The sequence below is a fragment of the Pseudomonas sp. 1 R 17 genome, from assembly GCF_900067035.1.
Taxonomy (GTDB): Bacteria; Pseudomonadota; Gammaproteobacteria; order Pseudomonadales; family Pseudomonadaceae; genus Aquipseudomonas; species Aquipseudomonas marginalis.
Map to the genome: position 1 here is coordinate 91,428 of NZ_FKLB01000030.1, position 11,817 is coordinate 103,244.

General features: G+C 61.5%; 16 protein-coding genes. 6 read left to right on the plus strand and 10 right to left on the minus strand.

Annotated features, from left to right (window positions below):
* Nucleotides 1-66: 66 nt before the first annotated feature.
* From BFP99_RS09625 to BFP99_RS09645, 5 genes are all read right to left on the minus strand, one after another.
* A complete protein-coding gene (locus BFP99_RS09625; protein WP_065947159.1) occupies nucleotides 67-468 on the minus strand; it encodes a DUF2946 domain-containing protein in 402 nt (133 codons plus the stop codon).
* An 11-nt stretch (nucleotides 469-479) separates the two neighbouring features.
* Complete coding sequence (locus tag BFP99_RS09630; protein ID WP_065925577.1) at nucleotides 480-962, minus strand: copper chaperone PCu(A)C; 483 nt, start codon at nucleotides 960-962, stop codon at nucleotides 480-482.
* 47 nt (nucleotides 963-1,009) lie between these two features.
* Nucleotides 1,010-1,405: a DUF2946 domain-containing protein gene (locus tag BFP99_RS09635; protein ID WP_065925576.1), complete on the minus strand. Its 396-nt coding sequence runs from the start codon at nucleotides 1,403-1,405 to the stop codon at nucleotides 1,010-1,012.
* Nucleotides 1,406-1,502: 97 nt separating this feature from the next.
* Complete coding sequence (locus tag BFP99_RS09640) at nucleotides 1,503-1,790, minus strand: addiction module antidote protein (RefSeq protein WP_065925575.1); 288 nt, start codon at nucleotides 1,788-1,790, stop codon at nucleotides 1,503-1,505.
* 3 nt (nucleotides 1,791-1,793) lie between these two features.
* Nucleotides 1,794-2,102 carry a type II toxin-antitoxin system RelE/ParE family toxin gene (locus BFP99_RS09645; RefSeq protein ID WP_065925574.1) on the minus strand — a complete coding sequence of 103 codons (309 nt, stop codon included), beginning with the start codon at nucleotides 2,100-2,102 and terminating at the stop codon, nucleotides 1,794-1,796.
* A gap of 518 nt (nucleotides 2,103-2,620) precedes the next feature.
* On the opposite strand from BFP99_RS09645, the gene BFP99_RS09650 reads away from it, so the two are divergent.
* Nucleotides 2,621-2,872, plus strand: coding sequence for a DUF6124 family protein (locus BFP99_RS09650; protein WP_027607743.1), 252 nt, complete (start codon nucleotides 2,621-2,623; stop codon nucleotides 2,870-2,872).
* Between the two features lie 58 nt (nucleotides 2,873-2,930).
* On the opposite strand, the gene BFP99_RS09655 is transcribed toward BFP99_RS09650, so the two are convergent.
* The 4 genes from BFP99_RS09655 to BFP99_RS09670 form a co-directional block, all read right to left on the minus strand.
* Nucleotides 2,931-3,419 carry a PIN domain-containing protein gene (locus tag BFP99_RS09655; RefSeq protein ID WP_027607744.1) on the minus strand — a complete coding sequence of 163 codons (489 nt, stop codon included), beginning with the start codon at nucleotides 3,417-3,419 and terminating at the stop codon, nucleotides 2,931-2,933.
* Nucleotides 3,416-3,694: a hypothetical protein gene (locus tag BFP99_RS09660; RefSeq protein ID WP_065925573.1), complete on the minus strand. Its 279-nt coding sequence runs from the start codon at nucleotides 3,692-3,694 to the stop codon at nucleotides 3,416-3,418. The genes BFP99_RS09655 and BFP99_RS09660 overlap by 4 nt, the downstream gene beginning before the upstream one ends.
* 128 nt (nucleotides 3,695-3,822) lie before the next feature.
* Nucleotides 3,823-4,548 (minus strand): cobalt-precorrin-6A reductase, encoded by a 726-nt coding sequence (locus BFP99_RS09665; protein WP_065947160.1) that lies wholly within the window; start codon nucleotides 4,546-4,548, stop codon nucleotides 3,823-3,825.
* A complete protein-coding gene (locus tag BFP99_RS09670; RefSeq protein ID WP_065947161.1) occupies nucleotides 4,545-5,750 on the minus strand; it encodes a bifunctional cobalt-precorrin-7 (C(5))-methyltransferase/cobalt-precorrin-6B (C(15))-methyltransferase in 1,206 nt (401 codons plus the stop codon). The genes BFP99_RS09665 and BFP99_RS09670 overlap by 4 nt, the downstream gene beginning before the upstream one ends.
* A gap of 38 nt (nucleotides 5,751-5,788) precedes the next feature.
* Here BFP99_RS09670 and cobG point away from each other — a divergent pair, with 38 nt between their 5' ends.
* The 5 genes from cobG to BFP99_RS09695 all read left to right on the plus strand — a co-directional run bounded on the left by cobG (nucleotide 5,789) and on the right by BFP99_RS09695 (nucleotide 11,139).
* Nucleotides 5,789-7,135 carry a precorrin-3B synthase gene (gene cobG / locus BFP99_RS09675; RefSeq protein ID WP_065947162.1) on the plus strand — a complete coding sequence of 449 codons (1,347 nt, stop codon included), beginning with the start codon at nucleotides 5,789-5,791 and terminating at the stop codon, nucleotides 7,133-7,135.
* Complete coding sequence (locus BFP99_RS09680; RefSeq protein WP_065925569.1) at nucleotides 7,128-7,754, plus strand: precorrin-8X methylmutase; 627 nt, start codon at nucleotides 7,128-7,130, stop codon at nucleotides 7,752-7,754. Before cobG ends, BFP99_RS09680 begins: the two co-directional genes overlap by 8 nt.
* Nucleotides 7,754-8,485 carry a precorrin-2 C(20)-methyltransferase gene (locus tag BFP99_RS09685; RefSeq protein ID WP_065925568.1) on the plus strand — a complete coding sequence of 244 codons (732 nt, stop codon included), beginning with the start codon at nucleotides 7,754-7,756 and terminating at the stop codon, nucleotides 8,483-8,485. The genes BFP99_RS09680 and BFP99_RS09685 overlap by 1 nt, the downstream gene beginning before the upstream one ends.
* Nucleotides 8,485-10,122 (plus strand): precorrin-3B C(17)-methyltransferase, encoded by a 1,638-nt coding sequence (gene cobJ, locus BFP99_RS09690; RefSeq protein ID WP_065925567.1) that lies wholly within the window; start codon nucleotides 8,485-8,487, stop codon nucleotides 10,120-10,122. Before BFP99_RS09685 ends, cobJ begins: the two co-directional genes overlap by 1 nt.
* 237 nt (nucleotides 10,123-10,359) lie before the next feature.
* Entirely contained in the window at nucleotides 10,360-11,139 is a 780-nt protein-coding gene (locus tag BFP99_RS09695; RefSeq protein ID WP_065925566.1) for a hypothetical protein, read from the plus strand.
* Here the strand turns inward: BFP99_RS09695 and BFP99_RS09700 are convergent.
* On the minus strand, nucleotides 11,136-11,732 hold the full coding sequence (locus BFP99_RS09700) for a MarC family protein (protein ID WP_003217330.1): 597 nt from the start codon (nucleotides 11,730-11,732) through the stop codon (nucleotides 11,136-11,138). The genes BFP99_RS09695 and BFP99_RS09700 overlap by 4 nt on opposite strands.
* Nucleotides 11,733-11,817: the final 85 nt, after the last annotated feature.

An 11,817-nucleotide genomic window follows, 5' to 3' on the forward strand; every position in this document is an offset into this window, starting at 1 on the left:
AACACGGCCAGCAGCCTGCGGCTGTCTGTCTAAAGTCGGCCGGGGTGAAGTAACGGTGGCAGGGGCTTACGCGGCGATGGGCGGGGCGCGGCTGCGGGCGCCGGGGAAGATGCTCTGCCGGGCATGGCCCAGGCGTGGTGCGGGGGTAAGGGCATTGGTCGGCGGCGGGCTGCCGATGGCCACGAATGACACGCTGCCGGGCAGGGCCGGGCAACTGTAGAGCAAGTCGCAATAGCCGCACTTGGACCAGAGCGCGTGGTGTTCGTCAGGGGCTTTCTTGTGATGGGCGTCGCCGTGGTCGCCGGGCATGTCCATGGACATGTTCATCGACATACCGGCGTGATGATCCATCGGCATCGCTTGGGAAATCAGCGGACCGATAAAGATCATCAGCATGGCGAACAGGCTGATCCAACTGCCGCGCTTCACGCGGCGGTGTGGGGATAGCCTGGCGCGAGGGGCGCCCATCTGGAGTCAGTCTATTGAGGGTGCTTGTGCTCGTGGCCGACCATCGGCGGTACTTTCTGTACCGAGACTTCCACCTCGACCTTGCCGGCTTTTTCAAAGGTCAGGGTCAGCGGGAATTGCTTGCCATCGGCCAGCAGGCTGCGGTCCTTGAGGCCCAGCAACATGACGTGATACGCCATGGGCGCGAAGGTCAAGTCACCCTTGGCCGGTACGGCAACGCTGGGGACTTGCTGCATCTTCATCAAGTCGCCCTGCATCACATGCTCATGCAGCTCGGCCTTATCGGCCACTGGCGTGTCGACACTGAGCAGGCGATCCGGTGTCGTACCGGTGTTATGAATCACGAAATACGCGGCGACGGTGGGCGCGTTGGGCGGCAATTCCTGGGACCAGGGATCGCTGACCAGCAGGTCGCCGGCCTTGTAGTCTTCGGCATTGGCAGCACTGAACACCGGCAGCAGCAACGCAGCCAGAAGCAGGGAAGATTTAAGCATGGCAGTTCTCCAGAACGGTTCTAAACGCAGTTCACTTGCGAAGAAGATCAGGCCGTCGGAGAGGCGCGGGGGTTAAGGCTCGGCCATTGCTGGCGCGGGGTTGGGGTTTGCAATGGTGTGTGTGGTTGACGCTGTACCGTCTCGAATCGCGTGAGATACAACTGCGGCACATGCCCCGGCAACGCCACCAACGGCGCCGAGCCCGAGCAACACCAGCAATGCTGCATGGTGGAATGATCGTCCGGCTGCGGCGCCGGAATCTCCAGCTTGCCCAGGGCAATGGTCTTCAGGCTGGCGCCAGTGGACGAACAGAAACTGCCCCACAGCAATTGCTGCACGGGGTCCTTGGACTGCTGCATCGCGCTGGCCATTGGCATGGCAAAGGCGTTGAACAGCACTGCAAGGCAGGCGATCCAGGCAATTGCAACGCGTTGACGGGCCATGGCGGACAATCCGTAGGGTTAAACGATCAGGCGGGTATTTAGCCTGATCGGGGGGGATAAGTAAAAAGTGGTGGTGTGGTTTGGTGTCGCAGTGCTATCAGATCGCTGTAGCGTGAAGCTTGAGGCCCAAAGCCTTCATGACTTTCATGATAGTCGCGAACTCGGGATTGCCATTGCTGGAGAGGGCTTTGTATAGACTTTCTCTTCCGAGGCCGGCGTCGCGAGCAATTTGGGTCATGCCTTGGGCGCGGGCGATGTTGTTGAGCGCTGAACGAATCAGCAGGCCGTCACCAGAATCCTCTTCGAAAGAAGCTTCGAGATACTCCGCCATGTCCTCAGGAGTCGTCAGATGCTCGGCTATGTCGAAATCTTTAAATTGAGTCATGGGTCACTCCTTTTTCTCAAATTCTTCGGCAATTTCTTTAGCTCGCTCGATGTCGCGTTTTTGCGTTGATTTATCGCCACCTATCAACAGTAGATAAACCACCTCACCTATACGCTTGAAGTACACCCGGTATCGGTATCCAGGACCATAGTGGATGCGCATTTCGGATACGCCATTTCCGACGTTTTCGCAGTCTCCAAAATTGCCCATTCTTGCGTTGTCCAATCTTGTAAGCACACGTCCATGGACGGGTTTACTGCGTAGCGAATAAAGCCATTCCTGAAACTCATCAGATCTCTTGAAGTGAATCATCTCGGATCGTATTCCTTGGGATACATGTTGGCAAGTTTCGACGCGCTGCAAAAAGCAGGCGTCCCCCTCGCGGATGGCTGACGCGAAACCGCGAGGGGGGAGGTTAGGGCGGGGGCTTTTGGCTGAGCCAGCCAGCTGGTTCGGAAGTGTTTGTAGGGGGAATCGACTTTTTGGAGGGAGGCCAAATCGCTAGTCGTTTGGCTGGTTATTCGTACAAGCAGAAATTTCCGACAGGGATTTGAGGTTGTCCCTAGGACACTCGGTCTCTAGTCTCCGTACACCGCTGTAAACGCAGCGGACGGGCGTCGCGGCCCGACTTCCTAAGAGCAAAAGCGCTATCGTCTGCTTTCAGTTGATGCTTTTTTATCGTCTACTGTGCGGCGCTATGGCGGCTGTGCGCGGGATACCTTTGGGTATGCCGGGTTGCCTCGGGACCGGTCCGCGAACCTGCGTACAGCTGCCACCCTATCGCGTCGCGGCGAATCAGTGGCAGCTCCACATTCCTGAGGAGCTTCACAATGATCAAACCCACCCCCAATCCCCCCGTCCGGCTGTTCACCGTGGCCGATGGCATCAGCACCGAAGACCTGTTGGTCAACCTCAGTGAAACACTTGCTTCGGCCAACGCGCTGAGTTGCGACCTTGCCTTTAACCTGGAAGGCGCACCACGCGAGGAATTACTGGGCGTTGCGCAGTTGATCGAGCTGGCACAATTGCTCGCTGACAGGGTGCACGAAGGCGCAGGGCAGGCAACCGCCGCGAGTAGTTAACAAGTTCGATGAGCGATCGTTCCTGCGCATATGTGTGGGAATGATCGTGTGGCAGGTCTTAGACCTCCCAGCTGGCTTCCCGTATATGATTGAAGTTGACGACATCTACGCAGTGCTGATGAGCAAACCCAGCGACTCTGAGATCGTCAGTCAAAACCAGATAGTTATCTTTTGCTGCGGCAACAATGCCAACGTCGGTAAGGCCGTAGGGTGACAGCTCATAATCGCGACTTATATCCAAGGCTGGATGATGGACTTCGATTATTGTTGATAGTGAGTTTTTTAACGTTGCATAAAAATCGCGCAGCTTGTTTCCATGAAGTCCATTTGTCAGGTTGCTGACTTCAGCGAGAATGTGAGGGGTTGAAACAAGTTTTTCGAACTGGTCAATCACTTTGAGCAAAAGTTGATAGTCTGCATCGCTGTAGCCGCGTGTTCTCTTGAACTCCACGATGCTGGACGTTCCTCCTATCAGTGCCAGAAGCAGCAAGTTAGTATCAACGATGATTCCTTTTCTTCGGTATTGCTTGATGTAGGCTTCGATCATACTTCGCGGATCTTCATGGAGCGGAACTCGCCAGTCTCCGAGTCGATGATGAATGTTTTGTATTTTCTTGCATGCATTTGTCCGGCTAAAGATGCGCCTAGCCTTTCATAGTTATTAGGGTTGGGGACATTGAAGCCCAGTGTTATTGCCCAGGTTTTATTGTCTGGGTCTAACTCTACTTCCTCAAGCATCAGGTCTTGTAGTGCTGTTTCTTGCCCGAGAAAGTCGTTTGCGACCGCCTTGGCGACTTGTACGGCTTCTTTAACTTCTATCATGTCAGCTCCTGAATACCGTTGGGCCTGGCTTGAACTGTTCCTGGAGTTTAGCACTTCGTGTTGTGGGTTCATCGCCGTCCCTTGAGGTAACAAAATAGATTGGATAGAGGGTGGCGGATGATCCTGATCTATCGAATGAAATCTGCCAACGAATCGATTGTTTCTGCGGGCGACAAAAGCTCCCGATCCACCGCCGCCAACACCGGCCGCTTCAACACCAACACCGGCACCCCCCGTTCCCGCGCCACTTCCAGCTTCGGCTCGGTGGCGGTGCTGCCACTGTTCTTGCTGATCAGCACATCGATCCCCCGCCGTTCAAACAGCGCACGTTCTTCTTCGATCAGAAACGGACCGCGTGCGCCAATCACTTCACAGCGATCATTGCCCGGATACACATCCAGCGCGCGCAACGTCCAGAACTGCTCGGGCGGGATTTCATCAAGGTGCTGCAACGGCTCGCGACCCAAGGTGAACAGCGGACGCTTGAAGGGTTTCAAGGCGTCGATCAACTCAGCCCAGTCACTGACCTCCCGCCAGTCATCGCCGGCCTGCGGCTGCCACGCCGGGCGACGCAATGCCCAACACGGCACACCGCCCAACCGTGCAGCCTCGGCGGCATTGCGGCTGATCTGCGCCGCATACGGATGGGTCGCATCGAGGATCAGGCTGATCTGTTCGTCGCGAACAAACTGCGCCAACCCTTCGGCGCCGCCATAACCGCCGACACGCACTTGGCAGGTGAGATCGGTAGGCACACGCCCCACACCCGCCAGGCTGTAGATATGCTCCGGCCCCAAGGTGCGCGCGATAGCCAGCGCTTCGGTCACACCGCCCAGCAGCAGGATGCGTTTCATCGCGGCTTGACCACTTCCAGCAGGGTGATTGGAAGCGCCTGCCGCCACGTATCGAATTCACCCAGCGGCTGGGCCTGAGCGACGTGGATGCGCGTCAGTTCGCCGCCATGCTCCGCGCGCCAGTTCATCAAGGTCATTTCACTTTGCAGGGTGACGGCATTGGCCACCAACCGACCGCCGGGGCGCAGGTGTTGCCAACAGGTGTCGAGCACACCGTCGCGGGTGACGCCGCCGCCGATGAAGATGGCGTCGGGAGTTGTAAGGCCGTGCAACGCTTCCGGGGCTTTGCCACGAATCAACTGCAAACCGGGCACGCCGAGGGCGTCGCGATTGTGTTCAATAAGGCTCTGGCGGCCTTCGTCTGCTTCAATCGCCAATGCGCGGCAGCTCGGATGGGCGCGCATCCATTCGATACCGATGGAGCCGCTGCCCGCACCCACGTCCCACAGCAGTTCGCCGGGCATCGGGGCGAGGCGGGCGAGGGTCATGGCGCGCACATCGCGTTTGGTCAGTTGGCCGTCGTGCTGGAAGGCGGAATCGGGCAAGCCTGCGAGGCGCGACAGACGTGGTGTGTCGCTGGAGGCCACGCAGTCGATGGCGACCAGGTTCAAATCGGCGACACAGGCGTGCTGCCAATCCTCAGCCAAACCGTCGATGCGCCGCTCATTCGCGCTGCCCAGGTGTTCAAATACTGTCAATCGGCTGGGCCCGAACCCGGATTCAGCCAACAACGAAGCAATCAACGCGGGACTGCCGCCGTCATTACTCAGTACCAATAAACGCACACCTGTGGCCAGATGCGCATTGATCGCCGCCACTGGCCGTGCCACTACGGACAGCGTCACCACCTCCTGCAACGGCCAGCCCAGCCGCGCCGCCGCCAACGACACCGACGACGGCGCCGGTAAAACCAGCAGTTCTTCAGCCGCCACCTGTCGCGCCAGGCTGGCCCCCACGCCATAAAACATCGGGTCACCACTGGCCAGCACGCACACAGGCTCGTCACGCCGCGCCAGTACCGGTTCCAGGGAGAACGGGCTCGGCCACACCTGGCGCTCACCGCGAATACACACCGGCAACAGGTCCAACTGGCGCTGGCCACCTATAATCCGCGAAGCGCGCAACAGGGCATGCCGGGCATTCCTGCCCAGCCCCTTGAAGCCGTCTTCACCGATGCCTACAACCGTCAGCCAGGGCGACATATCAATTCCTTGAGCGACATCCGACGGGCAGGCTTTTCATGCCGCCGGACAAAGCAGGCATAATACCGCGCCTTTACCCGTCAACCGGTAGCCCCGTGAACCCAACGCCCGCTGTGAATACCTTGCGCCCCTCGGCTTGTCCGGGGTTGCTGCGTATCGTCCAGGCGTTGGATGGCGGCATCTGCCGGATCAAACTGGCCGGTGGCTCGATCAGCGCCGCCCAGGCCCGTGCCGTGGCGGACGCGGCCCAGGCCTATGCGGGCGGGGTGATCGAGGCGACCAACCGCGCCAACCTGCAGATACGTGGGATCGGTGCCGAGCAAGACGCCTTGATCGCCATGCTGCTGGCCGCCGATCTGGGCCCGAGTAACGCCGCTGGCGATGACGTGCGCAACCTGATGCTCAGCCCCAGCGCCGGTATCGACCCGCAGATGCTGTTCGACACCCGGCCGCTGGCCGAGCAGATCCTCGCCACCCTGCAAAACCGTCCGCGTTTCCATGAGCTGTCGGCCAAGTTCGCCGTGCAACTGGATGGCGGTGAGGCCCTGGCGATGCTCGAGCATCATCATGATCTGTGGCTGTCGGCGTTCGTACGCAATGGCGAGACACTCCTCGCGTTCGGCCTGGCAGGTTGTCCAGGATTGGATGCACCGTTGGCCGCCGTGCCGTTGGAACAGGGTCATGGGTTGGTGGTGGCAGTGCTGGAGGCGTTTCTTGACCTCGCCACCCCCGAGCAAACCCGCATGCGCCACCTGGCTGTGGATAAGTTGTTGAGCCGCCTCAGCCTGCCGCTGCTGCCGGCCGATGGCTTCAAACGCCCGCCCAGCGGCGCTTTGCTGCACCTCGGGAGTTATCCACAGGCTCAAAGCAATCAATTCTACGTCGCGGCCATCGCACCCTTGGGGCGCCTGGATTCGACGATGCTCACAGGCGTGGCGCAGCTCGCCAGCGAATATGGCGACGGCACCTTGCGCTTCACCCCCTGGCAAGGTGTGTTACTGCCCAACGTCGAAAAACCTCACGCCGTGACCCAACGCCTGGCGCAACTGGGCTTCCTCTGCACCGTCGACCAACCCTTGGCCCGCGTGATCGCCTGCACCGGTTCCAGCGGCTGCGCCAAAGCCCTCGCCGCCACCAAGGCCGACGCCGTGCACTTGGCCGCGCTGCATCCCGGCCATGACGTGCACCTGTCCGGCTGCCCACGTTCCTGCGCCGCCGCACATATCGCGCCGGTCACCTTGCTGGCGGTGAGCCCCGGCCACTACGACCTGTATTTTCGCGATGCAGCCCACCCCGGTTTCGGCCGGCTGCGCGCACGCACCCTTTCCATTGAAGCGGCGGGCGCCTTGCTGCGCGCTCACCCACGGAGCAACACCGATGATTGATTACATCCGCGACGGTCAGGAGATCTATCGCAACTCCTTCGCCATTATTCGCGCGGAAGCCAAGTTGGAGCGTATCCCGGCCGACCTGGAGAAACTCGCGGTGCGGGTGATCCATGCCTGCGGCATGGTCGAGGCCATCGACGGCCTGCAGTTCTCCGAAGGTGCGGGTAAGGCCGGGCGCGATGCGCTGGCCGCTGGCGCGCCGATTCTGTGTGATGCGCGGATGGTCTCCGAAGGCGTGACCCGTGCGCGCCTGCCCGCCAACAACCCGGTGATCTGCACCCTGCGCGACGACAGCGTGCCGGAGTTGGCGCGGGAGCTGGGCAATACCCGCTCCGCTGCGGCCCTGGAGCTGTGGCGTCCGCACCTGGAAGGTAGCGTGGTGGTAATCGGCAACGCGCCGACCGCGTTGTTCTACCTGCTGGAAATGCTTGACGCGGGGGCACCGAAACCGGCGTTGATCCTCGGCTTCCCGGTCGGCTTTGTCGGCGCTGCCGAATCCAAGGCGATGCTGGCGGCGGACAGCCGTGGCGTACCGTTCGTGATCATGCAGGGCCGCCTGGGCGGCAGTGCCATGGCCGCGGCGGCGGTGAATGCGCTCGCCACGGAGGTCGAATAATGCCGGCACGCGGACGTTTGATCGGCCTGGGCGTCGGCCCCGGCGACCCGGAACTGATTACCCTCAAGGCCCTGCGCCTGCTGCGCGAATCGCCGGTGGTGGCCTATTTCGTGGCCAAGGGCAAGAAGGGTAACGCCTTCGGCATCATCGAAGACCACCTGGTGCCGCAACAAACCCTGATGCCGCTGGTGTACCCGGTAACCACCGAAGCGCTGCCGGCGCCGTTGTCCTATGAACAAGTGATCAGCGACTTCTACGACACCGCCAGTGTCGAGGTGGCCGTGCACCTGGACGCCGGTCGCGACGTGGCGGTGATCTGTGAAGGCGATCCGTTCTTCTACGGCTCCTATATGTATTTGCATGACCGCTTGGCCGAGCGCTACGAAGCCCAGGTTATCCCCGGTGTGTGCTCGATGCTTGGCGGCGCCTCGGTGCTGGGCGCGCCGTTGGTGTATCGCAACCAGAGCCTGTCGGTGCTGTCGGGCGTATTGCCCCACGAAGACCTCAAGCGCCGCCTGGCGGATGCCGACGCGGCGGTGATCATGAAGCTGGGGCGCAACTTCCCCAAGGTGCGCCAGGTACTCGAAGAGCTTGGCCTGGCCGAGCGCGCGCTGTATGTGGAGCGCGCGACCATGGCCAACCAGAAAATCGTGGCGCTGGACCAGGTGGAGCCGATGTCTTCGCCGTACTTCTCGCTGATCATCGTGCCGGGTGAAAGGTGGCAAGGTTGATGAACCCGGCGATTGTCATTCTGGGCCAGGGCAGCCTGGCCACCGCGCGCAGGATCCAGCAGGTTTACCCTGGGGCACTGATCCACGGCCTGGCCGGGCGGGTTGAGGGGGCGGACCAGCCTTACGGCGAATTCGGCGCGACCCTGCGTCAGCTCTACCAGCAGGGCACGCCGCTGATCGCCCTGTGTGCCGCCGGCATCGTGATCCGCACCCTGGCGCCGCTGCTGCTGGAGAAAGGCGAAGAACCCGCCGTGCTGGCCGTGGCGGAAGATGGCAGCGCCGTGGTGCCGTTGCTCGGTGGTCTTGGCGGGGTGAACGTCATGGCACGGGACATCGCGGCGGCGCTGGGTGTCACTGCGGCGATCACCACCAGTGGCGAGTTGCGTTTCGGCACCTGCCTGCTCAACCCGCCTGCGGGTTATGAGCTGGCGGACCTGGAGCTGGGCAAGCGCTTCGTGTCCGACCTGCTGGCCGGCGAAAGCGTGCGCATCGAAGGCGCGGCGCCGTGGTTGGACCAGGCGAATTTGCCCCAGGACCAGCAAGCGCATCTAGCCATTCGCGTGGGCAGTGCCGAGCGTGTGCCTTCCGCCAACGAGTTGCTGATCTATCCAAAGACGGTGTGCGTGACCTGCAAGCCGGGTACGCAGTTGGCCGAGCGTGTGCGCGCGGCCTTGCACGAGGCGGGCATTGCCGTGCAATCCCTGGCGTGCCTGTTGGCCAGCGATACGCAGATGGCTGACCCGTCGTTGCACGAAGCCGCGTCGGCGTTGGGCGTGCCGCTGCGCTTTGGCGGCGTTACCCAGGCTGCCGATATTGTCATCGAGGTGGCTGATCAACCGCTGGACCTGGCCCAGGTCGGCCGCCGCCGTGGCCGCCTTGCCGTGATTGGCCTGGGCCCTGGCGCCGCCGAGCTGATGGTGCCGGCGGTCAAGGCCGAACTGGCGCGCTGCACCGATGTGCTGGGCTATGAAACCTATGTGCGCATGGCCGGGCCGTTCCGTGACGATCAGGTACAGCATTGCACCGATAACCGCGAAGAGATGCAGCGCGCCCGCCACGCCTTCGAGCTGGCCGCCCAGGGGCGTTCGGTGGTGGTGGTGTCGTCCGGCGACCCGGGCGTCTTCGCCATGGCGGCGGCGGTGATCGAGGCGTTGCACGAGTCCGGCGATCCGGCGTGGCATCAGGTCGACCTGGAAATCCTGCCGGGGGTTTCGGCCTCCCTGGCCACCGCGGCCCAGGCCGGCGCGCCGTTGGGCCACGACTTTTGCGTGATGTCGCTGTCGGACAACCTCAAGCCCTGGTCGATCATCGAAAAGCGCCTGGACCTCGCGTCCCAGGCCGACCTGGCCCTGGCGTTCTACAACCCGATTTCGCGTTCGCGGCCTTGGCAGCTGGGGCGCGCCCTGGAAATAGTCGCGCAACACCGCACGCCTGAGACCCCGGTAGTGCTGGGTCGCGATATCGGTCGCCCCGGCCAGACCCTGCGCGTCACCACCCTCGGGCAACTCACGCCAGACCAGGTGGACATGCGCACCATGGTGCTGGTCGGCTCATCCACTACCTGCACATTCCCTCGCGCCGATGGCGGTGAATGGGTGTACACGCCGCGCTGGTACGGTGCAAAGCCTGCCTCCTGAAAACGCTTGGGTGGCTGCACGAAAGCTCCGAATGACAATGGGTGATCACCTGCTGTTGCTCGGGGCTTTTTCTTTTTTGAGTGACGAAAGCCGGAAGGCCCCGAGGGGCGCCCTGTCATTGCTGGGCAGCGTTTTTTGCCGCGTGCCGGCAAGCGATGTTTGTGGCATGGAAGAGCCGCCGCTGACTGGACTAGTGTGGACACAAGCCCCGAGCCGGGGTGTTTGTGGAGAACTGAAATGGAGCGACATCACAGAAGGATCAACAACACAAAACGGCGCAAGTTGATTGCGCGCTACACATTGCCGAGGGCGCGAGGTGCGCAGCCCTCATTGCCGCTCGACACGGAGGACGACTGCAACGCGGCGGTAGTCAACAACAGCGTGATTTCGTTTGCCGAGGGGCTGTCCGGGTTGAACCGGGAATACATCCGCAAAAGCTATCTGCTGGCCAGCGGCTACGTCAGCGATGTATTGAAAATCCAGCGAGGTACCGAGGCCTGGTACGACGAATTTATCAAGGTGATGATCAGCCTGGGCTGGCTACCGGTGCGCAGCAGTTTCGAGCGGGTCTCACAGTCGGGCAAGGGCCTGACCGTGCAACTGGCGGCGTTGAATATCATCACCGCGATACTGGCGGGGGTGTCGGTTTCGGGACCGCTGGTTACGGCGCTGCCGAAACTGGCGGCCGATGCGCTGGAGGCACTGAAGCAGCAACCGAGTTCTTTCGAACTGTTCAAGCGCAACAGTACGGTGCACCAGGGCGGTGATTTCGGCCTGGCATCCTGCGCCGAAACCGACGGCGAATTGATGATGGTGCTGGTGACGTACAGTACCCAAGGCGTGAACAAACAGGTTGGGCTGCCGTTTCTGGAGTGGGACAGTTCCTCGTTCGAGGCCTTCAGCGGGCAGACCTGCCTGGTGCTGAATACCTCGATGGTCAACGAAAAAACCCTCCAACTGATGCGCGAGAGCGCGGGCGACAAGGTGCAGTCGGCGATTGCCAAATACCGGATCTAAGGCACCAGGTAGCCGCGCACCCCGGTAAAGATGATTTGCGCGGCGAGGGCACACACGAACAATCCCATCAACCGACTGACAATCTGCAGGCCCTGGTCACCGAGAATCCGTTCGATACGGTTGGACAGGTACAGCACCACACCGACCGTGAGGCTGGCCAGGGCGATGCTGAGGATGGCCGTGATCTTGTCATCCCAGTGCGGTTGGCTGACGCCCATGACCAACAGCGCACCGATGGTGCCGGGGCCGACCGTGAGGGGAATGGTCAGCGGCACGATGGTCACGTCCTGCTGCACATTGTCGGTCTGCACGGCCGACTTGCCCTGGGCCATGCCCAGGGCGGAGATAAACAGCACACTGCCGGCGCCGATGCGAAAGGCATCCACGGTGATGCCGAACACGCTGAAGATCACCCGGCCGAACAGGTAGAGCAACACGCTCGACACCAGGGTCGCCAGCGCTACTTTCCAGGCCAGGCGCCGCCGCTCTTTGCTCGAATAACCACGGGTCAGGCTGATAAAGCAGGACAGCACGAAGAACGGGCTGTAGAGCACCAGCATCTTCAGGTAAACGCTGAATAACACGTGGAGCATGGGGGGGCTCGCAGGCGGGGAAAGTGTGGAGAGTCTATCAGGCGCCAGAGATCAAATGTGGGAGGGGGCTCGCCCTAATGCCAGT

Coding starts and splice junctions, on each gene's coding strand:
- BFP99_RS09625 (WP_065947159.1), bottom strand. CDS start 468: ATGGGCGCCCCTCGCGCCAGGCTATCCCCACACCGCCGCGTGAAGCGC.
- BFP99_RS09630 (WP_065925577.1), bottom strand. CDS start 962: ATGCTTAAATCTTCCCTGCTTCTGGCTGCGTTGCTGCTGCCGGTGTTC.
- BFP99_RS09635 (WP_065925576.1), bottom strand. CDS start 1,405: ATGGCCCGTCAACGCGTTGCAATTGCCTGGATCGCCTGCCTTGCAGTG.
- BFP99_RS09640 (WP_065925575.1), bottom strand. CDS start 1,790: ATGACTCAATTTAAAGATTTCGACATAGCCGAGCATCTGACGACTCCT.
- BFP99_RS09645 (WP_065925574.1), bottom strand. CDS start 2,102: ATGATTCACTTCAAGAGATCTGATGAGTTTCAGGAATGGCTTTATTCG.
- BFP99_RS09650 (WP_027607743.1), top strand. CDS start 2,621: ATGATCAAACCCACCCCCAATCCCCCCGTCCGGCTGTTCACCGTGGCC.
- BFP99_RS09655 (WP_027607744.1), bottom strand. CDS start 3,419: ATGATCGAAGCCTACATCAAGCAATACCGAAGAAAAGGAATCATCGTT.
- BFP99_RS09660 (WP_065925573.1), bottom strand. CDS start 3,694: ATGATAGAAGTTAAAGAAGCCGTACAAGTCGCCAAGGCGGTCGCAAAC.
- BFP99_RS09665 (WP_065947160.1), bottom strand. CDS start 4,548: ATGAAACGCATCCTGCTGCTGGGCGGTGTGACCGAAGCGCTGGCTATC.
- BFP99_RS09670 (WP_065947161.1), bottom strand. CDS start 5,750: ATGTCGCCCTGGCTGACGGTTGTAGGCATCGGTGAAGACGGCTTCAAG.
- cobG (WP_065947162.1), top strand. CDS start 5,789: ATGCCGCCGGACAAAGCAGGCATAATACCGCGCCTTTACCCGTCAACC.
- BFP99_RS09680 (WP_065925569.1), top strand. CDS start 7,128: ATGATTGATTACATCCGCGACGGTCAGGAGATCTATCGCAACTCCTTC.
- BFP99_RS09685 (WP_065925568.1), top strand. CDS start 7,754: ATGCCGGCACGCGGACGTTTGATCGGCCTGGGCGTCGGCCCCGGCGAC.
- cobJ (WP_065925567.1), top strand. CDS start 8,485: ATGAACCCGGCGATTGTCATTCTGGGCCAGGGCAGCCTGGCCACCGCG.
- BFP99_RS09695 (WP_065925566.1), top strand. CDS start 10,360: ATGGAGCGACATCACAGAAGGATCAACAACACAAAACGGCGCAAGTTG.
- BFP99_RS09700 (WP_003217330.1), bottom strand. CDS start 11,732: ATGCTCCACGTGTTATTCAGCGTTTACCTGAAGATGCTGGTGCTCTAC.